Origin of the sequence: Kosakonia oryzae, assembly GCF_001658025.2 — a bacterium.
In the GTDB taxonomy this organism is placed as follows: domain Bacteria; phylum Pseudomonadota; class Gammaproteobacteria; order Enterobacterales; family Enterobacteriaceae; genus Kosakonia; species Kosakonia oryzae.
In genome coordinates, this window is sequence record NZ_CP014007.2 from 1,280,248 (window position 1) to 1,301,431 (window position 21,184).

The window sequence follows — 21,184 nt, forward strand, 5'->3', positions numbered from 1 at the left end:
GGTCCTTTATTTCAATAACCCATTGAACTCTGAATTCATGGTTTACGGCTGGCTCTTTCGCCAGCACAGAAATTCACTGCTGGTGACCCGTTATCGGCAGCTTGCGGTAAAACTGCGATTGTTAACGCCGCGTTTTCCACGATTTCGACGCGCTGCGCAGTAAATCGCGCAGCGTACGGATCAGGATCTCTTTGCTGCGCCCGCGGCGGAAGATCAGGGAAAACGGTGCCTGGTAGCCGTAATCGGTCGGCAGCAGGGCGCGCAGGCGCTGCTGCTGCACCCACGGCAGCGCGTAGTGTTCCGGTAAATAACCGATGTATTTCCCGGACAGGATCAGCATCAACTGCGCTTCCATACTCTCCACGCTGGCCACGCTCTGTTTAAAGCCTTTTTTACCCAAATCTGCCGCGCTCCAGTAGCTGCGGGTCACCATGCGCATCTGCGAAATATGCGCGACGGTCGGATGGCGAACGCCGAATAATTCGTGCTGATCGCTGCAATATAACCAGTGCTGCTCGCGGTACAGCGGATGCGAAACCACACTGTTTCCCTGTAATGAAAAGGTGCCGACGGCGATATCCAGTTCATTATTTAAAATGCCGTGCAGCAGGGCGTTCGGGTTTTTGATTTGCAGATTCAGATGCACAAGCGGAAAGAGATCGCTGAACTGCCCAATCGCATCGGTGATCGGCAGCATTGGGTCGGTAATGGTCGAGTCAATGACGCCAAGGTTGAGCGTCCCGCCCTGTTCGCCGCGCAGCGAGGCGGTGTAGCGCTCAAAGTTTTCCAGCGTATTCAGTAGCGTCATGCTTTGCTGCAAATACGCCTCGCCTTTTGGCGTGAGCGCAAAACCTCCCCGGCCACGGCGGCACAGCACAAAACCCAGCTTCTCTTCCAGCTCGCTCATGTAATTACTGATGGCCGATACCGTCAGGTTGAGATCCTGTTGCGCGCTGGCAAAGCCCTGATGTTTCGCCACGGTGACGAAAATATGCATTAACCGCAGATTGGGAAATTTTGCAGCCATGACAGTCGATTGCCCTCTTTTTCGCGCGTAATTAGTTTTCACTTTTCTAAACTAATTTTTTGCATTTTGCTATTTTTTCGCCGTTTTCCCCTGGGCACTATCTTCGCAACACACCCTGTATTGCGAGGAGCGAGTCAGCATGGAAACTCTTTTTCACCAGCCGCAGAGCGGTAACGACATGCCCCGTTTCGCCGGGCGCAGCACCATGATGCGTCTGCCGTATTGCGATAGCCCGGCCGGGCTGGATGTGGCGTTTGTCGGCATTCCGCTGGATGTCGGTACGTCGCAACGAGCCGGTACCCGCTATGGCCCGCGCCACATCCGCAGCGAATCGGTGATGATTCGCCCGTACAACATGGCGACCGGCGCTGCACCGTTTGAGTCATTGCAGGTGGGCGACATTGGCGATGTACCGATCAATACCTACAGCCTGCTGAAGTCTGTCGATCTTATCGAAGCGTTTTATAGCGAACTCAATGCGTGGCCGCTGATCCCGCTGACGCTTGGCGGCGATCACACCCTGACGTTGCCGATCCTGCGCGCGCTCGCCAAAAAGCATGGCCCGGTCGGGCTGATTCATGTGGATGCCCACACCGACACCAACGACGAGATGTTTGGCGAGAAAATTGCCCACGGCACCACCTTCCGCCGGGCGGTGGAAGAGGGGCTGCTGGACTGCAAACGCGTGGTGCAGATTGGCCAGCGCGCGCAGGGCTACGCCAGCGGCGATTTCCAGTGGGGCGTGGAGCAGGGATTTCGCCTGATCCCGGTCGAAGCGTGCTGGCATAAAAGCCTGACGCCGCTGATGGCGGAGATCCGCGAAATGCTCGGCGACGGGCCGGTCTATCTCTCCTATGACATTGACAGCATCGATCCCGCCTGGGCGCCGGGCACCGGTACGCCGGAAGTCGGCGGGTTGAGCGCGATTCAGGCGCTGGAGATTGTGCGCGGCTGCCGTGGGTTGAACCTGATTGGCGGCGATTTGGTGGAGGTTTCTCCGCCTTACGATATCAGCGGGATCACGGCGCAGCTTGGCGCCAACCTGCTGTACGAAATGTTGTGTGTGTTGCCCGGTGTTCATTATCAGGGGGAAAAAGATCAGTGAATCATTTAACGCCAGTGGATTATCCGCAGCCGCAAAGCGGCGAAATTCCGCGCTACAGCGGGCTGCCGACCTTTTTTCGCCTGCCGTTTGGCGCGCAAATTGCATCGCTCGATATCGGCGTGGTTGGCGTGCCGTGGGATGGTGGCACCACCAACCGGGCGGGAACCCGGCACGGCCCGCGTGAATTACGCAATGCCTCCAGCCTGGTGCGGCGGGTGCATCCGGTGACCTTTCAGTCGCCGTATGACCTGGCCCGCGTCGGTGATTTGGGGGATGTTCCGGTCAACCCGGTGGATGTGCAGGACACGCTGGCGCTGATCGAGGCCTGGTATCGCGCGCTACATGAGTCAAAGGTGATGCCGTTAACTGCCGGTGGCGATCACCTGACGACGTTACCCATTTTGCGGGCGTTAGGGCGTGAGCAGCCGCTGGGAATGATCCATTTTGATGCACATTCCGATACCAACGACACCTATTTCGGTGGCGAGCGTTTTACCCACGGCACACCGTTTCGCCGCGCGGTGGAAGAGGGCGTGCTGGATCCGACACGCACCGTGCAGATTGGCATTCGCGGCGCGTTGTTCAGTGAAAAAGATCATCGCTGGGCCGAAGAGAACGGTATCACGGTGATCCGCATGGAGCAGGTCGCCGAAGAGGGCATGGCGGCTGTCATGGCGTGGGCCAGAGCCATTGTGGGCCAGCAACCGACCTATGTGAGCTTTGATATTGATGTGCTGGACCCGGTGTACGCGCCGGGAACCGGAACGCCGGAAATCGGCGGGCTGACCTCGCTACAGGGGCAGCAAGGGATCCGTTTATTGCAGGGGTTAAATCTGGTAGGAGCCGACGTGGTGGAAGTCTCGCCGCCGTTCGATCAGGGCAATCTGACCAGCCTGACCGGGGCCACCATGATGTTTGAACTACTTTGCCAGCTTGCTGATGCGCATCATCGGCGGCGGCTTTCTACAGGAGCAGGGGAATGAAGAAAATGAAAATGTTACGTGGGCTTTGCGCCGCAGCGGCGCTGATAGCGGGCATGTCGGCGGCTAGCGCTGCAGACGGCATTCTGACGCCCGGTGAGCTGAAAGTCGGGCTGGAAGTGGCCTATCCGCCGTTTGAATCCTGGCAGGATAATAAAATTGTTGGTTTTGATGCTGAGCTGGCACAGCTCCTTAGCGATCAAATGGGCCTGAAACTGCAACTGGCCGACACCAAATTCGCCGGGTTGATCCTCGGGCTGAACGCCAATCGTCACGACACGGTGATTTCCGCGCTGTACATCACCGAAGGGCGCATCGCGCAGGCCGACGCCATTCCTTATGCCGATACCGGGGCCTACATTATGGTGCGCAGCGACAGCAAGGTCGCGCCAAAAACCGAACAGGATCTGTGCGGCTTAACCGTCGGTTTGCAGCAGGGCACTTCATGGGTGACCAAGCTGCGTGACTTGTCAGAAAGTTACTGCAAAGCAAACGGCAAAGAACGTATCACCGTGAAAGAGTTCCCCACTGCGCCAGAGACGTTGCAGGCTCTGCTTTCCGGCAATGTGCAGGCGCAGGTGGATATTGCCGGGGCGGTGAGTATGTTCGCCGAGCGCAGCAATGGCCGCGTCAAAATCACCTCGCCGCAAACCATTTATCCGCAGACGCTGGGGATTTATGTGAAGAAAGGCAACACCGCGCTGAAAACCGAAATCACTGCCGCGCTGAACGCCCTGCGTGAAAACGGTAAATACGCCGCGCTGCTGCAGAAATACGCCCGTTATGGCATCACCGAAACCCAGGCGCGTTGATAGCGCCTGGCCTCACCAGATAAGGGAGCGGCACGCATGACATTTAACTGGGACTACTTCTTTTCACTGTTTTCGATGGCGACATTCTGGCAGGCCAGCGTCACCGTGGTGGAACTCAGCGTGCTTGCCTGGTGCGCGGGACTGGTGCTGGGGTTTGTGGTCGCCAGCGCCAGGTTATCCGGCCCTCTCTGGCTGAAAAGCGTTTGCCAGATTTACATCTGGTTGTTTCGCAGTGTGCCGTTGCTGGTGCTGGTGGTGTTCGTTTATAACCTGCCGCAGATGTTTCCAGCCAGCGGCGCGGTGCTCGGCAATGCTTTTTTTGCCGGGCTTCTCGCCACCATTCTGGTTGAAGTGGCTTATATGGCGGAGATTCATCGCGGCGGGCTGATCTCAGTGGCGAAGGGCCAGCACGAGGCCGGCTATGCGCTGGGTTTCAGCTACCTCGGCATTCAGCGGAAGGTGGTGATCCCGCAGGCATTGCGCATTGCGTTACCGGCGCTGGTGAATGAGTTTATTACCATTGTTAAACAGACTTCGCTGGTGTCGGTGATTTCTCTGCCGGAACTGCTGATGACCGGGCAGCGGCTCTACGCGGAAAACTTCCTGGTGATGGAGACGCTGGCGGCAGTGGCGGTCTATTACGTGCTGATCGTTTCCGTCTTCAGTTTGCTGTTCCAGGTGGTGGAGCGTTGGGCGAACGTGCAAGTGAAAAACCCGCAAACGCTGGATGATCACCAGCTTGACGCGCTGCGCCAGCAGGCCGTGCCGTTGGCTAAACGCCAGGCTGGCGAACAGCACGGCGCGCCCGATGCGCTGCTGATGAAACAGATCCAGAAAACCTGGGGGCAAAACCCGGTGTTTAAGGATATTGATTTGCGGGTCGCGCCCGGCGAAGTGGTCAGCGTGATCGGGCCTTCCGGCTCCGGGAAAACCACGCTTATCCGCAGTATTAATGGTCTGGAGACGCTGGATAGCGGTGAGATTGTGCTGTTTGGCGAAAGTTTTATTCAGGCTGGCGACAACCGCCACTCCCGCTTACGCCAGCAGGGCATTCGCCGCATCGGCATGGTTTTTCAGGGCTTTAACCTGTTCCCGCATTACACCATTTTGCAGAACGTGATGCTGGCGCAGCGTTATCACCAGCAGCCGGAACAGGAGCCAGCCCGGCGTGCGCAGGCGCTGTGGCTGCTGGATAAAGTCGGCCTGCTGGCGCATATGAACAAATATCCGCACCAGCTTTCCGGCGGGCAGCAGCAGCGGGTGGCGATTGCCCGCGCGCTGGCGCTATCGCCCGATATTATGCTGTTTGATGAACCGACCTCGGCACTGGATCCGGAACGCGTCGGCGAAGTGCTGAAAGTGATAAGCGATCTTGCGCGGGAAGGGATGACCATGGTGATTGTGACCCACGAAATGGATTTTGCGCTGGCGATTTCTGACCGCGTGGTGCTGATGGATAAAGGCACTATTCAGGCCGATACCACGCCGGAAAATATCCGCCACGGCGAAGCGACACCAGCGCTGCAGCGCATCCGCCAGTTTATGGGGGTGAATGGCGCGAAAGTGGCGTGAGATTTTGAGAAACTGCTGCGCTCTGTCATTTAGCGGGCACAGGTTGGATGCAAACCCTGGCGGGTTCAGGTCTGTCGGGGTTTTTATTTTATGGTGCCAGACGGCTTCGGGCAGGCGATGATCAAACTCGTTAAAGGTGGCCTTGTTTATCGGATGCAGGGAAAGAATAATCTGGAATATTTTTTGAAATTAAGTATGGGCTGGCTGAGAGTGACGACTTTTCTTTTCCCCTGACAGAAAAATAAAGGGTTATATTTACCGGTGCAACCTGTTAGGTGTTTGTATTGTAATGAATTTTAATATTTCACTATGAATAATTAATTTTAATATAGATGGCTTTGATTTTTTATTAAATTTGCCTGGTGACTTCGATAGATTCTCTTTTGTTATTATTTATGTCATGATCTTTTGCATCCATCATTGCTGGATAAGATTTTAATGTGGCGATAATGGTTGTATTTCGAAAATAAAGTTTTTGTATTTTATAAAATCGCTAAATAACTGCATGGAAACAATTCTTGATGTTGATGGTGTTATCGTGGGGCAGAACATAGGTTGCCGTTATTTATAATATGATGCTGTTGCTGCATAAATAATGACGAACGGTATTGTGCATTCAATGGGCGATCTTTTTCTGCCGGGCAATTAAACCGATAACGCTCTCCGGATGAGAGCCTGCCGGAAGCAATGATTTAGCGTTTTTTCTTCGATTTTTATACAGGATGTCACGTGAAGAAAAGGATTGCAGTATTTTCACTCATCATCGCATCTGTTTATTTTTTTACAGATAGTGTCTTAGCCATGCCCTCCAGCCCTGAAACCTCCAGCCGGATTTCTTTAGTCAGGCTTGGCGCTTCTCGCCTGATTTATGATCCTGATTCCAATGGGGCAACCCTGACGGTAACCAATCCGCACAATTACCCTATTTTAATTCAGTCTCAGGTGCTGACGGAAAACAAAAAGGATAAGGCGCCATTTATTGTTACGCCGCCCCTGATGCGCCTGGATGGGCAACAATCCAGCCGATTACGTATTGTCCGTACCGGCGGCACTTTCCGCAACGATGGTGAGACGTGGCAATGGTTATGCGTCAAAGGTATTCCGCCAAAAGCAGGCGATCAGTGGGCGAAAAAAGGCGAAAAGAAAGGGCCGGTTTCCCGGAATCTTCAGTTATCGATTAATAACTGTATCAAATTACTTGTTCGGCCTGGCGGTCTAAAAAAATACCCTGACGATTCGGATAGCCGTCTGAAATGGCAACGCAAAGGAAATACGTTGGTCGCTATTAATGATTCTCCATTTATATCAATATTAGAGCGCTAAATATTAATGGCTATGCGATACAGGATGTGAAAGAGGTTTCACCTTTTTCATCGCAGGTATTTTCACCGCTTTCAGCAAAAATACCGAAAACCGTTGGCTGGAAAATGGTTAACGATTCTTTTCTAAAGCGGTCTCACGCTGGCAGAGAGGCTGCCAGCGTGAGTGGTCTCAGCTTTTTCCCACAAAATCACACCCGCAGTCGCTTCTGCCCGTAAACCTTTGATGCGCCTTGAGTATTCAAGGCGTAAGCGGGGGATAGTTAATTTTGCCGTCCTGGATACGTTTTGAGAGCGCCGAGGCAAGAAAGTCAGTCGCCCGACGCACGCGCGTAGGCACAAACCGACGCTTCGGCCAGACAAGGCTGATGTCGCGCGGCTCGTGCATGAATTCATCCAGCACGGTGATGACATCCGAATGCTGGAACTCGCCGACCAGCGATGCGCGATGGAACAGGCCGATACCGACGCCCGCCACCACGCCAGCCAGGATGGTTTCGACACTGTTGGACGAGAGATTGCCGCGCACCGGAACACTGAAATGCCCTTCCGGCCCGGTGAACGGCCATTCGGTCATTTCGCCGTAGATCAGGCAGTTGTGGTCGGCCAGATCGGCGGGCGTCTCGGGAATGCCGTGCTGCTCGAAGTAGCGGCGGGAGCCGGCGCAAACCAGCGAAGTGCCCGTCACGCGCCGCACTACGGAATCCGGATCATTGATCTGGCTGATGCGGATAGCCAGATCGATCCGGTCTTCGATCATGTCGCGCAACGCATCGGACAGCACCAGATCGATGCGCAAGCCGGGATGCTGCGACAGCAGTTCGGGGATCAGCGGCAGCACATGCAGCCGTCCGAACGTTGAAGGCGCGGCAATGCGCATCAGGCCGGACACGGTCTGCACGCTACTGGTCAATTCGCCATCGGCCACCTGGATTTCATCGAGCAACGGCTTGGTGCGTTCGTAGTACTTCTGCCCCTGCTCGGTCAGCGTTACCTTGCGCGTGCTGCGATGGAGCAGCGCTACGCCAAGACGTTTCTCCAGCGCATTCACCGCTTTGCTGATCCCCGATTGTGAATCACCCGTCTTACGTGCTGCCGCAGAGAAGCCGCCGGTCTCGACCACGGCGATGAAGGCCGTTAATTCCTGAAATCTATCCATTCTTTTCTGGAATAAGTTTTATGATGAATGCGCATATTATCATCAAAATGGAATTAAATTACTCTCCTCCTCACACAAACATTCGTGTCAGGAGAAATTTCATGTCGTATTCGATCATCGGTTTTGGCGCTGTGGGGCAGGCTCTTGCCCGTGCCTTCGCCCGCCAGAACATCGAAGTCACCGTCGCCAGTCGGCGCACACCTGAAACACTGGCACCGCAGGCACAAGCCATCGGTTCGGCCGTCTCGCCCAGGACGTTGCCGGACGCCTTGCAGGCAGATGTCATCTTCCTCGCATGGGCGACCACCGTCGATGGCGACGAAACGGATTCCAGTGCTTACCACGGCTGGGTTATCACGCCGACGGCCGACGGCCGAAGGCTGCCATGTGCTGACCGAAGAGACACAGCAAGGCGAATTCTTCCTGGACGTGATCGGCCGCCAATATCCCGGCGCGCTGTATCGCTATCACCAGGATTGGGTCGAACGCCTCGCACAGGCGGCTGAAGCCGAAATGGCGAAGAAAGCAGACTGACATTTTCAACATTCGAACGGAGAAAAATCCCATGCACATCGAACTGAAGGGCCGCAAAGCCATCGTCACTGGCTCCACCGCTGGCATTGGTCGCGCGATTGCCGAAGGACTGGCGCGCGCTGGCGCGGCGGTGGTGATCAACGGCCGCACACAGGCGCGCGTGGATGCCGCGCTGCGCGAAATGCGCGCGCTGTTGCCGCTCGCCGAACTGGACGGCATCGCCGCCGACGTTGCCACGGCGGATGGTTGCGCGGCGTTGATCGCGCATGCGCCGGACGTCGACATCCTGGTCAACAACGCAGGCACCGCGCACCCGAACAATTTCTTCGACCAGGTTGATTCTGAATGGCTGGATCTGTTCCAGCTCAATGTGTTGAGCGGCGTGCGCCTGGCGCGCCACTACATTCCTAAAATGACAACGCGTGGCTGGGGTCGCGTGGTGTTCATCAGCAGCGAGTCGGCGCTGAACATTCCCAGGGAAATGATCGACTACGGCGTAACCAAAGCCGCGTTGCTCGCGGTGTCGCGCGGGCTGGCCGAACTCGTCGCTGGCAGCGGCATCACCGTCAACGCGATACTGCCTGGCCCGACGGATTCGGAAATCCTGTCCAACTGGATGAAGTCCACCGCGCAGGAACAAGGCATCACGCCAGCGCAGGCCGAGCAGAACTTCCTGAAAACGATGCGTCCGACCACGCTGATCCAGCGCTTCGCCACCACAGAGGAAGTCGCCAACATGGTGGTCTACGTTGCTTCGGAACAAGCCTCGGCGACGACCGGCGCGGCCTTGCGCGTGGATGGCGGCGTGCTGCGCTCCATAGTCTGAGGGGCTCCGGAGGAGAAATCCTGGCGACGGGTTACTGCGCTGGAACGAGGCATGGCGGATAGCGGAAGCCCGCCTCATCAGCCTGGATTGGGCAAAACGGACTTGCCCGCTCTGCTTTTCTGCCTGCCTGCGCAGCAAACCGTGGCGTAGCCAGCACCACATGCCCTCGCTATGCGGTGGATGTGCAGTTGCTTGACGCGGACGGCAACCCGGACAACAGCACGCCGGTTTATTCTGCGGTTCCGCTGCCGGTGCCGATGGCCGGTAATGATTCCGGCATGTTTCAGTTTCCGCCCGAAGGGACACTGGTTGAAGTCGGATTTACAGGCGGCAGGCCGGATAAACCCTTTGTGCGCCAGACCATGCCGGAGGGCACCAGTCTGCCGGATGTGAAACCGGGGGAGCAGCTGCAACAGCAACGCGCGGAAGTGTCGCAGCGCGTGACGCAGGGCGGTGACTGGGAGCGTCAGACCGATCAGGCCATCCGGGAAATCTCCATGTCACGTAATGTCCAGGCGGATACGGAAACCCGCGAAATGGTGACGCGCGAAACCACGATCAAGGCCACGGATAAAACCACGGTGCTGGGAACGGCCACGCTGATGGCCGGGCATATTCAGCACGTGACAACCGGCGATTTTGCGATGGCCTGCGGGGGCAACGCTCTGGCCAGCGTGAAGGGGGATGCGCAGACAGATATCACCGGCAGACAGTCCACCACCGTGGCCGGGAATATCAGCGTTGAAACACAGGGGGGCACTCACCGAGAAAATTGCCGCGCTGCGTAAATCCGTGGCCGCTGGCGGTCAGCAGGTGATTGGCGCGACTGTCCATATCGGCACCGAAAGCGTGAACACGCTGGTCATGATGCTGGACACCATTGATTTGCTGGCAGAGCTGGCGCAGCAGTGCGCGAGCCACACTCACCCCGACACCGGCACGCCGACCAACGCCAGCGCCTTTACGCAGATGGCTGGCAGGGCAGGACAGACCCGCAGCAAGTATCAGGGCATCATCGCCTGATCCCCTCCCGACAGCCCGCGCCCTGCGGGCTTTTTTGTACCCCTCACCAGACGCGCTACGGCGCGTTCTGAGCGCGTCACACCCCACATCATCGCCCCGCACCCCATCAACACGATCGCACCCGTCCCACTTCGCTGGCGCAGCCACGCGCCGACAAAATAAAGTCGTCGCAGACAAAAACGGCACTACACCGCACCCGCCTGCGGGTTTTGGATCGGGGAAATTTTTCAGTTTTATTTTTCTACACATCAACACGATCGCACCCGTCCCGCTTCGCTGGCGCAGCCACGCGCTGACAAAATAAAGTCGTCACAGACAAAAACGGCACTACACCGCACCCGCCTGCGGGTTTTGGATCGGGGAAATTTTTCAGTTTTATTTTTCTACAAACCACACCGCCAGAGTGCGCCATTGCTGGCGGCTTGCGGAAAAAACGGAAATGAAAAAATTGAAAAGAATTTCAGCTTTTTCCAGTTTTTATAGGCATTAGTTAAAATAAAGAATTGTTTAACTGACTGAATTTAAAGTTTTTTATGAATGTTTTGCAGGGTCGAATGTTTGAGGGGGGGAAGAAGTTTATTGCTTGAGTAAGGTTTTAATACTTTTAATTCAATAGGTTGTTATCTTTCATTTATCATTAGGCACTGAAAAAAGTAGATGTGATCACTGCACTTTAAGAAGTTAATGTGCTATTTTTTATTAAGATTCAGCCGGTGTTCTATGTGGTGTTACATTCTTAAAGTGGATTAAATTATGAATTTTTTTTCTCAATATGGAAAAGAAATAACTTCAATATTAGTGCCGTTGATCACGTTTCTCTTGAATAATTTTTTTAAAGGTTCTGCTAAAGTATCTGTAGGTGAGTTGCATCAGTTTAGTTTTTTAATAGAGGAACCGATTTTAAATGAACAAGGAGAAGTCGTTAAACCCAAGCAAGTGATTAACACTCGAGCCTACATTATTTTAAACGAAGGTCGAGAGGCGGCAAAAAACTTTGAGTTGATTTTTAACTTTAAATCTGACATGCACTTAAATATATGGCCAGTTAGACCTTACTCAGAAAGTTATGATCCTAATGGCAGATATGTTTTGACCTTTGGATATGTTGCGCCTAAGGAGAATTTTAGATGCGAAGTGCTGTCTATTAATTCTGAGCTTCCTGAGCTTCTTATATCAAGAAGTGAGCAGGGAGTGTCACGGTTAATAGTTCTATACCCTCAAAAGGTATTGAACAAGTATTTTATAAAATTTATTCAGTGTTGTATTTTCTTAGGGATGGCGAGCTTTGTTTATATCTTTATTTTGCTACTGCAATGGCTCGTGACTAAAACGGGATGAGTGTTCCACATTTTAACAGGATGTGATTGTAATATTAACTATCATCACTACTTATGAAAAGGTGTAATCAATGAGTGGAAAAACAGATTTAGAAAAAATATTTGAAAATGCTGAAAGCTTAGATAACACAACATACGAAATTACTTTGGAACAATCGCTCAATCCATCTTTCTTGGCTAAATGCTCAAATTTTTCTTCGTTAGAAGAACTTTTTGCGGCATCAGGATTTAAAATAGAAACTCTTGAAGACTTTCAAGCTATTCCTGAAGAGGAGTGGGAAATGTTCATCACAGACAACACAACTTACTCATCTTGGGAAGAGATGCAGGAAGCCGCGCTTGCTGAGTACTCAGCTGATATAGTAACTGCGCATCTTGCACGTGGATTAAAGCTATAGAGTCTAAAATGGCATTATAGTTAATGACTGCCGCCATTGATAGAAATGAGATGAGCTAACTAGCAGTTTTGTAAGGGATAAAATAGCAGGCCACAAAAAACATTAGCTTTATAACATGATATCTAAGCTCATTATGGATGATGGGCTTAGAAAGTTACGTCACTTCTTTTTTTCATCCCAAGATTCGAGAATAAACATAGTTAAGGTATGAGCCGCATTGATAGCCAGCCTGGCGTGCCGTGGTTTGAGGTTATAAATCTTACGCCCTGCACCGTGAGCTGAACTGGCATGGGTTCTGAGTGAGCCTATGCCGTCCGTCAACGAATATAGACCACTTAAAATACGTTTTAGATCTTCATCTTCTATCGCTTTCGTATCCAAGCCAAGATGTTCACGGACTACTTTCCATAACCCTTGTAAATCCTGTTTTGCTGGAATAGGAAGATTTTCGTCCGCAATGAATATTTTGAAAGTTGATTCTAAAATATTACATGCTGCTGAGACCGCTTCTCTGGGATCAGTATGAAGGTTTTCCATAGCTCTCGTAAATTCCATCTCTACTGCCGGAGTATTGCGTTTCTCTATAGCTTCTTTCAAGGAAAGTGAGGCTATGGAGGAACCGTCAGTAATATACCCGCCAGTGATATATTGCAGTCCATAGCGGCCGAGAAGATCAGGCATTTTATTTACGAAATCGACTTTCTTTTTTTCCCATTCATACTCAGCGTTTTTAGGAAGTTCAGACTCCATATGGTTTTCAATCAAGCGGCCTAAGATAGTCAGTGGTTCTTCGCTTTCTTTATTGATACGCCTTAACCATTCCAGAGCTTTGACATGCTTTGAACCTAGTGGAGGCTCACCAGGGGCATCAGCGTAAGCAAACAAGCTATCAAGGCTAGCATGGGTTTCATTAATTGCTAAGAAGTCAGCAACTACAGCTATGACTGGTTGAGGTATAAGTCGTCCCATATCTACTCCATCAGAATATCAGTTCATAAAGCTTAGTGGACGCAAAGTGGACATAACATAAGAAAAAGGGCTACGCTTTCACGTAACCCCTTGTTTTATTTGGTGGAGCTGGCGGGAGTTGAACCCGCGTCCGAAATTCCTACATCCTCGGTACTACATGCTTAGTCCAGTCTTTACATTCGCTTGCCAGCTGCGGACGGACACGCCACTAACAAACTAGCCTGATTAGATTTAACGCTTCAACCCCAGGCAGGGCATCCACGCGATCTCTTTTGGGTTTGACCTCTCTTGATCCCCGTCCTAAGAGCGGAGGCTAGGGAGAGAGGGCTCTCAGCAGGTTATTAAGCTGCTAAAGCGTAGTTTTCGTCGTTTGCGACTATTTTTTGCGGCTTTTTACGAGGCCAACCGCCCCTCGGCATGCACCTTGGGTTTCGCAAATCCCGTCGAATCCAGAATCAGCCCCAAAAGTGTTCGCTGAGTATAACAGATTTATGACGCAGCATACCAGTCCATATCGCGGCAAGCGGGCCTGATAATACGAGTTGAGGATATTCTGAGCGGCATTTGTTCTATCGAAGCGTGATTCGCGAACAAAATTTTTGCAGGGTAAAGAAGAGAAGACGGAAAGCGCGTTGCCCTCTCCCGGTGTGAGAGGGCTGTGCGGGTTAGCGCCCGGCGTTTTTCATGATGCGGGCTTTATCCAGCTGCCATTCGCGCTCTTTCAAATCGGAGCGTTTATCGTGCTGTTTCTTACCCTTCGCTACGCCAATTTTCACTTTGCACCAGGCGTTTTTCCAGTACAGCGACAGCGCGACAACGGTGTAGCCTTCGCGGTTAATGCGGCCGTAGAGGGAATCCAGCTCGCGCTGATTCAGCAGCAACTTACGGGTACGCGTGGGGTCGCAAACATAGTGGCTGGAGGCAACGGTTAATGGCGTGAAGTTTGCGCCAAACAGAAACGCCTCGCCGTCTTTCAGAATAACGTAGCTGTCGCCAATGTTCGCTTTACCTGCGCGTAAGGATTTTACTTCCCAGCCTTGCAGTGACAGCCCGGCCTCAAATTCTTCTTCGATAAAGTATTCATGGCGGGCGCGCTTATTCAGCGCAATGGTGGCTGAACCTGGTTTATGTGCTTTTTTCTTCGTCATAATGTCGTGAAGCCATCCGGTAATCTGATATCTGAAACTGACCTCATTGCGTCCTGTGAGGTTTAACGCGTTATCTTAGCATGAGTTCCGGCTTAGCGTTTTCCTTTCATCCGACGGAAATGGTATTATTTGAAGATTGTGTGAACGCGGGAAACCTTATGCCTCAGATTAGCCGTACTGCTCTGGTGCCTTACAGCGCGGAGCAGATGTATCAGTTAGTGAACGATGTGAAGTCCTATCCTCAGTTTTTGCCTGGCTGCACCGGCAGCCGGGTGCTGGAAGCCGGGCCGACGCAGATGACGGCGGCGGTCGATGTTTCCAAAGCCGGGATCAGCAAAACGTTTACCACGCGCAATACGCTGGCTGCTAACCAAAGCATTTTGATGCATCTGGTCGATGGACCTTTTAAGTCATTAATGGGCGGCTGGAAATTTACGCCGCTCAGCGCCGATGCCTGTCGCATCGAGTTTCAGCTTGATTTTGAATTTACCAATAAGCTGATTGAGCTGGCGTTTGGCCGCATCTTTAAAGAGCTGGCGGCCAATATGGTGCAGGCGTTTACCCTTCGCGCGAAAGAGGTTTACCGTGTCGGGTAAAATCGCTGTCGAAGTGGCTTATGCACTGCCTGAAAAGCAGTATTTGCAACAGGTGACGCTGGAAGAGGGCGCGACCGTTGAGCAGGCGATTCGCCAGTCGGGTCTGCTGGAGTTGCGCAGCGATATCGATCTAAAGGTCAATAAAGTCGGCATCTACAGCCGTCCGGTAAAACTGCATGATGTGGTGCATGAGGGCGACCGCGTGGAGATTTACCGTCCACTGATTGCCGATCCGAAAGAGCTGCGTCGCCAGCGGGCAGAAAAAGCGGCGAACAAGTCGTAATGCGCTGTTAGCGGAAACAAAAAAGGTGCTCACTGAGCACCTTTTTGCGTTTCTGCGACCTTAGCTTTTGGTCAGAGCAGGTTTGTTATCTATATTGGTTAACACGCCATTGCTGCTGAAGGTCAGCGTCAGCGTCTGCTGCGTGACGTCTTCGTGGCCCGGTTGCTGGCGGAACACATAGAACCAGGTGTTGGTGCCAAATGGGTCTTTCATCATTGGCGTACCCAGTGCATAAGCAACCTGCTGTTGCGTCATACCTACGCGGATTTTAGAAACATCGTTTGCTGTCAGGTAGTTCCCCTGATTGATATCAGGGCGGTAAACCACGCGTTCTAAGGTAGAGCAACCAGCGGTCAACATCAGGAGAACCGCTGCGGCAGCAGTCAGCATTTTACAGCGCATAGTGATTTGATTCCTTTTCGGGCCCGAACAATACGTGGCTCATATGTAATATGCCGATGATAATAGACCTTTAGCCAGTTTAAAACCTCTGCGGGCTGGTCTGTTGTCGATTTTGTCGAGAACTCAGACCGTCATATTACCGAAAAGTTTACGCCGCCAGCAGCTCTTTGGCATTTGCCAGCGCATTGCGCGTCACTTCACTGCCGCCGAGCAGGCGGGCCAGCTCCTGCAGACGAGCACGTTTATCCAGCGGTTGCATATGCGTTTCGGTCATTGCGCCGTCGGTCTCTTTGCTGACAAAGAAGTGATGATGGCCACAACCGGCAACCTGCGGCAGGTGCGTAACGCACATCACCTGAGTCGATTCGCCCAGTTGACGCAGCAGCTTGCCGACCACGACCGCCGTTGGCCCGCTGATACCGACATCCACTTCATCGAAGATCAGCGCCGGGGTTTCCATTTTCCGTGCGGTGATCACCTGAATCGCCAGCGCAATGCGCGACAGCTCGCCGCCGGAGGCGACTTTAGCGATCGGTTGCAGCGGCTGGCCGGGGTTAGTAGTAACGCGAAACTCAATACGATCTGCGCCTTCCGCCGTCAGCGAGCGATCGTCAAAATCGACATCAATGACAAACACGCCGTGCGGCATGGAAAGCGCATGCATGCTCTCGGTGATCAGCTCGCTCAGTTCCTGTGCATATTTCACGCGCTGAGTATGCAGGGCCTGCGCGCTGGACAGCGCCAGTTGATGGTGCTGCGTTACCGCCATCGCCAGCGTCTCCTGGGAGTCAGCCTGATCGTCCAGTAACTGCTGTTCATCAAGCAGAGACTGGTGGAACTGCGGCAGCTCTTCCGGGGAAATATGGTGCTTGCGCGCCAGCGAGATCTGCCGGGAGAGGCGCTGTTCCAGCTCGTACAGACGATTGGGATCGAGATCTAAGCGGTCGCAGTAATGGCGCAGCTCATCGCTGGCTTCACTGATTTGAATGGCCGCTTCTTCCAGCATATCCAGTACACCGGAAAGGCGCGAATCCATACCTGCCAGCTCCGTTAAAAGCTGGCGGGCGGTATAAAGCTGGCTTTGCAGATTGACCTCTTCGCCATCGGCCAGCACGTTCAACGCATGCTGGCTGGTGGAAAGCAGCTGACCGCTGTTGGCGAGACGTTTGTATTCTTCGTCGATCTGCTCAAATTCACCCGGCTGCGGGTGGAATTCGTTCAGCTCTTTCAGTTGGTAGTGCAGCAGTTCGGCGCGGGCGGCGCGTTCCTGACTCTGCTGCTGGTGCTGAGCCAGTTCGCGGCAGCTTTGATGCCAGGTGCGGTAGTGTTCAGCCATTTGCTGAGTGAGTGCATACTCACCCGCATAACCGTCGAGCAGGTTTTTCTGGTGTTCTGGTTTGGTTAACAGCTGGTGCGCGTGCTGACCATGGATCTGGATGAGCAGTTGGCCAAGCTCGCGGAGTTGAGAAAGTGGCACCGCCGTTCCGTTGATGAAACCACGGGAACGCCCGTCGCTGCTGATGACGCGGCGAAGTAAACACTCACGTCCATCTTCCAGTTGATTCTCTTCCAGCCAGCGCTGCGCGGCGGGCGTGTCTTTCAGCGCAAAGCGGGCGCACAGATCGGCGCGCGGCGCGCCTGCGCGCACCATGTCGGCTTCGGCGCGGCCGCCGAGGCACAGCCCGAGCGCGTCAATGGCAATGGATTTACCCGCCCCGGTTTCGCCGGTAATAGCCGTCATCCCGCTGTGAAAATCGATCTCAAGCTCACGAACGATAGCAAAATTACTGATGGTCAGTTGTGCCAACATGGTTGCTTTCCTGTATGAAAAACCATAACTGTGTTTTCATACAGTATAAACTGGTTTTATATACAGTAAAGCCCTGACGACGAATTTCAGAACAATTTTTTCGACCAACCAAGCTTTGAGCTTAATGTATTGAAATAACTGTAATCTTTAGGGTGAACCAGATTCAGATAATAGTCGCTGCGGCGAATCAGTACATCTTCGCCATCCTGGATTGGCAGTGCAATTTGGCTGTCGCAGCTGATCTCCAGGTCGCTGCGACGGTTGGAAAAGCGCAAGCGGATGGTACTGCTGCTATTAATTACCAGCGGGCGGGCCGACAAAGTATGCGGGAACATGGGCACCAGCGTAATTGCATCCAGCGACGGCGTCAGAATCGGCCCGCCGGCAGAGAGTGAATAAGCGGTCGATCCAGTGGGCGTAGAGATGATCAGCCCATCGGAACGCTGAGAGAACGCGAAGATTTCATCGATATACACTTCGAATTCAATCATATGGGCAACTTTGCCCGGGTGTAGCACCACTTCGTTGATAGCGGTGCTGATCCGTTTTTGGCACTCTGGCAGGGAACTCTGCTGGCAGACCTGAACTTCCAGCAAGAAGCGTTTTTCGGCGATATAATGCCCTTCCAGTACATCGGCCAACTGCTGTTGGGCGTTGTCTGGATCGAGATCGGTAAGAAAGCCGAGATTACCGCGGTTGATGCCGATCACCTGAATATCATAGCGCGCCAGCGTACGCGCCGCGCCCAGCATATTGCCGTCGCCGCCGACCACTACCGCCAGGTCGGCCTGCTGACCAATGTCCGCCAGTGTGCCGGTCCTCACATTTGTGAGCTGCAATTCCTGGGCAATCTGTTGTTCGACAATGACGTCATAACCTTTTTCGTGAAGCCAGCGGTAGAGCATTTCATGTGTGGTCAGCGCGGTAGGGTGTCGTGGATGCCCGACAATACCAATACACTTGAAATGGAGGGTCATGTTCTGGTGGTCCTTGTGGCGAATGAATGATGACAATCTGTCACGTTCCCTTGAATCCCGGAAACTGATCCCCATAATAAGCCAGGTTAGCGAGATGAATGCAAAAAAACGCGGAGAAATTCATGAGTAGTAAAGAACAGAAAACGCCTGACGGGCAAGCCCCGGAAGAAATTATCATGGAACAGCACGACGAAGTTGAGGCAGTTGTTGAGTCTGACGATTCTGCTGAGCAGGTGGATCCGCGCGATGAGAAAATTGCGAACCTTGAAGCGCAGTTAACCGAAGCGCAAAACCGCGAGCGTGAAACTGTCCTGCGCATGAAAGCGGAAATGGAAAACCTGCGTCGCCGTACCGAACAGGACGTTGAAAAAGCGCATAAGTTCGCGCTGGAAAAATTCATCAACGAACTGCTGCCGGTAGTGGATAGCCTGGATCGCGCGCTCGAAGTCGCAGACAGAAACAATGCCGAAATGGCGCCGATGGTTGAGGGTATCGAACTGACGCTGAAATCCATGCTGGATGTGGTGAAGAAATTCGGCGTTGAAGTGATTGCTGATACCGGCGTTCCACTGGATCCGAACGTCCATCAGGCGATTGCGATGGTGGAATCCGACGAGATCGCCGCTGGCAACGTGCTGGGCGTGATGCAGAAAGGGTATACCTTAAACGGGCGTACTATTCGCGCAGCCATGGTTACCGTCGCCAAGGCTAAGGGTTAATCCCGGTCTGAAACCCTCTCCGCCCGGAGAGGGTTTTTCATTTTATTATTCGGCCACGCTTTCTCGCAGCGTTTTCACCGGAATCACTTTTATCTGCTTAATCATGTTGTCCTGCACATCGAGAATATCGATGTCGTACTGCTCAATGCGCACGCGCGTGCCAACGGCCGGGATCTCTTCCAGCTCTTCCAGCAGCATGCCGTTAATGGTGCGAGCTTCATCTTCCGGCAAGTGCCAGTTAAAGGCTTTATTCAGTTCGCGCACGCTGGCGCTGCCGTCGATTATTACCGAGCCGTCGTTTTGCGGCGTGGCTTCATCGGCCAGCGCAGGCGACATAGAAGTGGTGAAATCGCCGACAATCTCTTCAAGAATATCTTCTACCGTCACCAGCCCCTGAATATCGCCATACTCATCGACCACTAGCCCGACTTTCTTTTTATTGCGCTGGAATTTCACCAACTGAACGCTGAGCGGCGTTCCTTCAGGCACATAGTAGATTTCATCGGCAGCGCGCAGCATCACCTCTTTGGTGAACTCGTTCTTTTCGGTCATCAGACGGTAGGCTTCGCGCACGCGCAACATGCTGATGGCGTCATCAAGCGAATCGCGGTATAGCACAATGCGACCGTGCGGTGAGTGAGTGAGCTGGCGAACAATCGCTTTCCAGTCGTCGTTGATATCGATACCAACAATTTCGTTGCGCGGCACCATGATGTCATCAACGTTCACCTTTTCCAGATCGAGAATCGACAGCAGCATGTCCTGGTTGCGGCGCGAGATTTTCGAGCGCGATTCGTTAACAATAGTGCGCAATTCATCTTTGCTGAGCGCGCCGCTGACCACCACATCGGCTTTGATGCCAACCATGCGCATCAGCACGCGGGTAACGCCGTTAAGCAGCCACACCAGCGGCATCATAATCACCTGCAATGGTGCCAGCAGAAAACTGCTGGGGAAGGCAACTTTTTCCGGGTAGAGCGCGGCAATGGTTTTCGGCAATACTTCGGCGAACACCAGCACCACGAATGTCAGCACGCCGGTGGCAATCGCCACACCGGCGTTACCGTACAGGCGCATCCCGACGATAGTCCCTATCGCCGAGGCAAGAATATTGACGAGGTTGTTGCCGATCAGCACCAGGCTAATCAGGCGATCGGGCTTACGCAGTAGTTTTTCGACGCGTCTGGCCGTGCGGTTGCCCTGCTTGGCCAGGTGACGCAGGCGATAGCGGTTCAGCGTCATCATCCCGGTTTCAGAACCGGAGAAATAGGCTGAAACCACGACCATGATAATCAGGGTAACGATCAGCGTCGTGGTAGAGATGTGTTCCAGGGGGAACTCCTTTTGGCGTTAACTCACAAACTGTTGCAGGATGCGGCTGCCAAAGTAGGCCAGCGTTAAAATACCCGCGCCTGCAACGTTGAACCAGACAACCCGGCGACCGCGCCAGCCTTCATGGTAATGGCCCCACAGCAGGACGATATAGACAAACCAGGCAATAATAGAGAGCACGGCTTTGTCGATATTCTCCATGCTGAACAGGTTCTTCATATAGAACAGGCCGGTACAGAGCGTCAGTGTCAGCAGCACCACACCGACCTGGGTGATGTGAAACATCTTACGCTCGATGACCATCAACGGCGGCATTTCGCTACTGAAAGCCAGCCGTTTGTTTTTCAACTGATAGTCGATCCAGGCCAGTTGCAGGGCATACATTGCTGCAATAATCAGTGTGGCATAAGAGAAGAGCGACAGGCCAATATGCACCAGCATGCCGGGCGTCGCTTCCAGGTGAGTGATGTACTCATTCGGCACGAAAATCGCGAAGGCGAGGTTGATCAGCGCGAAGGTATAGACAATCGGCAGCAGCAGCCAGCCGCGGTTTTTCGAGGCGACAATGGTCATCACCGTACAGATCATCAGACTGACCAGCGAACCGACATTCAGCAAGCTGAGGTTTTGCCCGCCGTCGTCCGGGAACAGCCGTTCTTTCAGCCCGAAACCGTGAAAAATAAGCGCGATCACCGCCGAAAGAATAGCCATTCTCCGCCAGCCGCTGTTTTTCTGCAGCAAACCGGGGACGATCAGCGCGATGCTGATTGAGTAGGCAACAAGAGCGATCAGAGCAAAAACGGGCATAGGGATGTCGGCAGTTGACTGAAGAAGAAAGAAAAGCAGTATAACGTCA

Annotated in this window: 21 protein-coding genes, 1 other RNA gene and 2 pseudogenes; 14 read left to right on the plus strand and 10 right to left on the minus strand. The window is 53.2% G+C overall.

Annotated features, from left to right (window positions below; translation table 11 throughout):
• Positions 1-121: 121 nt before the first annotated feature.
• Positions 122-1,027: a LysR family transcriptional regulator gene (locus tag AWR26_RS06210; protein WP_007370686.1), complete on the minus strand. Its 906-nt coding sequence runs from the start codon at positions 1,025-1,027 to the stop codon at positions 122-124.
• Between the two features lie 139 nt (positions 1,028-1,166).
• Here AWR26_RS06210 and speB (AWR26_RS06215) point away from each other — a divergent pair, with 139 nt between their 5' ends.
• The 5 genes from speB (AWR26_RS06215) to AWR26_RS06235 all read left to right on the plus strand — a co-directional run bounded on the left by speB (AWR26_RS06215) (position 1,167) and on the right by AWR26_RS06235 (position 6,819).
• The gene (speB, locus tag AWR26_RS06215; protein WP_064564368.1) at positions 1,167-2,132 is read left to right on the plus strand and encodes an agmatinase; all 966 of its coding nucleotides are present in this window, start codon (positions 1,167-1,169) and stop codon (positions 2,130-2,132) included.
• Positions 2,129-3,115: an agmatinase gene (speB, locus tag AWR26_RS06220; protein WP_064564370.1), complete on the plus strand. Its 987-nt coding sequence runs from the start codon at positions 2,129-2,131 to the stop codon at positions 3,113-3,115. Before speB (AWR26_RS06215) ends, speB (AWR26_RS06220) begins: the two co-directional genes overlap by 4 nt.
• Positions 3,112-3,924, plus strand: a complete 813-nt coding sequence (locus tag AWR26_RS06225; protein WP_064564371.1) for an ABC transporter substrate-binding protein — start codon at positions 3,112-3,114, stop codon at positions 3,922-3,924. The genes speB (AWR26_RS06220) and AWR26_RS06225 overlap by 4 nt, the downstream gene beginning before the upstream one ends.
• A gap of 36 nt (positions 3,925-3,960) precedes the next feature.
• On the plus strand, positions 3,961-5,496 hold the full coding sequence (locus AWR26_RS06230) for an amino acid ABC transporter permease/ATP-binding protein (protein WP_064564373.1): 1,536 nt from the start codon (positions 3,961-3,963) through the stop codon (positions 5,494-5,496).
• A gap of 729 nt (positions 5,497-6,225) precedes the next feature.
• Entirely contained in the window at positions 6,226-6,819 is a 594-nt protein-coding gene (locus AWR26_RS06235; protein ID WP_139227922.1) for a fimbria/pilus periplasmic chaperone, read from the plus strand.
• Positions 6,820-7,056: 237 nt separating this feature from the next.
• Here the strand turns inward: AWR26_RS06235 and AWR26_RS06240 are convergent, their stop codons facing one another.
• Positions 7,057-7,974, minus strand: coding sequence for a LysR family transcriptional regulator (locus AWR26_RS06240; protein ID WP_064564377.1), 918 nt, complete (start codon positions 7,972-7,974; stop codon positions 7,057-7,059).
• Between the two features lie 101 nt (positions 7,975-8,075).
• Here AWR26_RS06240 and AWR26_RS25685 point away from each other — a divergent pair.
• From AWR26_RS25685 to AWR26_RS06265, 6 genes and pseudogenes are all read left to right on the plus strand, one after another.
• Positions 8,076-8,213, plus strand: a pseudogene (locus tag AWR26_RS25685) (NAD(P)-binding domain-containing protein); the annotation flags it as partial.
• Between the two features lie 94 nt (positions 8,214-8,307).
• Positions 8,308-8,508, plus strand: a complete 201-nt coding sequence (locus AWR26_RS25690; protein WP_167351131.1) for a hypothetical protein — start codon at positions 8,308-8,310, stop codon at positions 8,506-8,508.
• A gap of 31 nt (positions 8,509-8,539) precedes the next feature.
• Positions 8,540-9,334 carry an SDR family NAD(P)-dependent oxidoreductase gene (locus AWR26_RS06250; RefSeq protein WP_064564379.1) on the plus strand — a complete coding sequence of 265 codons (795 nt, stop codon included), beginning with the start codon at positions 8,540-8,542 and terminating at the stop codon, positions 9,332-9,334.
• Positions 9,335-9,498: 164 nt separating this feature from the next.
• Positions 9,499-10,357: pseudogene (locus tag AWR26_RS06255) on the plus strand (hypothetical protein); the annotation flags it as partial.
• Positions 10,358-11,110: 753 nt separating this feature from the next.
• Positions 11,111-11,695, plus strand: a complete 585-nt coding sequence (locus AWR26_RS06260; RefSeq protein ID WP_064564381.1) for a hypothetical protein — start codon at positions 11,111-11,113, stop codon at positions 11,693-11,695.
• 70 nt (positions 11,696-11,765) lie between these two features.
• Positions 11,766-12,092 carry a hypothetical protein gene (locus tag AWR26_RS06265; RefSeq protein WP_064564383.1) on the plus strand — a complete coding sequence of 109 codons (327 nt, stop codon included), beginning with the start codon at positions 11,766-11,768 and terminating at the stop codon, positions 12,090-12,092.
• Positions 12,093-12,251: 159 nt separating this feature from the next.
• Here the strand turns inward: AWR26_RS06265 and AWR26_RS06270 are convergent, their stop codons facing one another.
• The 3 genes from AWR26_RS06270 to smpB form a co-directional block, all read right to left on the minus strand.
• Complete coding sequence (locus tag AWR26_RS06270) at positions 12,252-13,061, minus strand: abortive infection family protein (protein ID WP_064564384.1); 810 nt, start codon at positions 13,059-13,061, stop codon at positions 12,252-12,254.
• A gap of 100 nt (positions 13,062-13,161) precedes the next feature.
• Positions 13,162-13,524, minus strand: a transfer-messenger RNA (tmRNA) gene (gene ssrA, locus AWR26_RS06275).
• A gap of 202 nt (positions 13,525-13,726) precedes the next feature.
• Positions 13,727-14,209: an SsrA-binding protein SmpB gene (gene smpB / locus AWR26_RS06280; RefSeq protein ID WP_007370697.1), complete on the minus strand. Its 483-nt coding sequence runs from the start codon at positions 14,207-14,209 to the stop codon at positions 13,727-13,729.
• Between the two features lie 158 nt (positions 14,210-14,367).
• Here smpB and AWR26_RS06285 point away from each other — a divergent pair, with 158 nt between their 5' ends.
• Positions 14,368-14,805 (plus strand): type II toxin-antitoxin system RatA family toxin, encoded by a 438-nt coding sequence (locus AWR26_RS06285; RefSeq protein WP_007370698.1) that lies wholly within the window; start codon positions 14,368-14,370, stop codon positions 14,803-14,805.
• Positions 14,795-15,088, plus strand: a complete 294-nt coding sequence (locus AWR26_RS06290; protein ID WP_064564386.1) for an RnfH family protein — start codon at positions 14,795-14,797, stop codon at positions 15,086-15,088. The genes AWR26_RS06285 and AWR26_RS06290 overlap by 11 nt, the downstream gene beginning before the upstream one ends.
• A 60-nt stretch (positions 15,089-15,148) precedes the next feature.
• On the opposite strand, the gene bamE is transcribed toward AWR26_RS06290, so the two are convergent.
• From bamE to nadK, 3 genes are all read right to left on the minus strand, one after another.
• Complete coding sequence (gene bamE / locus AWR26_RS06295) at positions 15,149-15,490, minus strand: outer membrane protein assembly factor BamE (RefSeq protein ID WP_064564388.1); 342 nt, start codon at positions 15,488-15,490, stop codon at positions 15,149-15,151.
• A gap of 148 nt (positions 15,491-15,638) precedes the next feature.
• Entirely contained in the window at positions 15,639-17,300 is a 1,662-nt protein-coding gene (gene recN / locus AWR26_RS06300) for a DNA repair protein RecN (RefSeq protein ID WP_064564390.1), read from the minus strand.
• Positions 17,301-17,386: 86 nt separating this feature from the next.
• A complete protein-coding gene (gene nadK, locus AWR26_RS06305; protein ID WP_035888376.1) occupies positions 17,387-18,277 on the minus strand; it encodes an NAD(+) kinase in 891 nt (296 codons plus the stop codon).
• A 122-nt stretch (positions 18,278-18,399) separates the two neighbouring features.
• Between nadK and grpE the strand changes: the two genes are divergently transcribed.
• Positions 18,400-18,996, plus strand: a complete 597-nt coding sequence (gene grpE, locus AWR26_RS06310; protein ID WP_139227921.1) for a nucleotide exchange factor GrpE — start codon at positions 18,400-18,402, stop codon at positions 18,994-18,996.
• 45 nt (positions 18,997-19,041) lie between these two features.
• On the opposite strand, the gene AWR26_RS06315 is transcribed toward grpE, so the two are convergent.
• The gene (locus AWR26_RS06315) at positions 19,042-20,328 is read right to left on the minus strand and encodes an HlyC/CorC family transporter (protein WP_064564392.1); all 1,287 of its coding nucleotides are present in this window, start codon (positions 20,326-20,328) and stop codon (positions 19,042-19,044) included.
• Positions 20,329-20,346: 18 nt separating this feature from the next.
• Positions 20,347-21,135: a cytochrome C assembly family protein gene (locus AWR26_RS06320; RefSeq protein ID WP_043956804.1), complete on the minus strand. Its 789-nt coding sequence runs from the start codon at positions 21,133-21,135 to the stop codon at positions 20,347-20,349.
• Between the last annotated feature and the right edge of the window lie 49 nt (positions 21,136-21,184).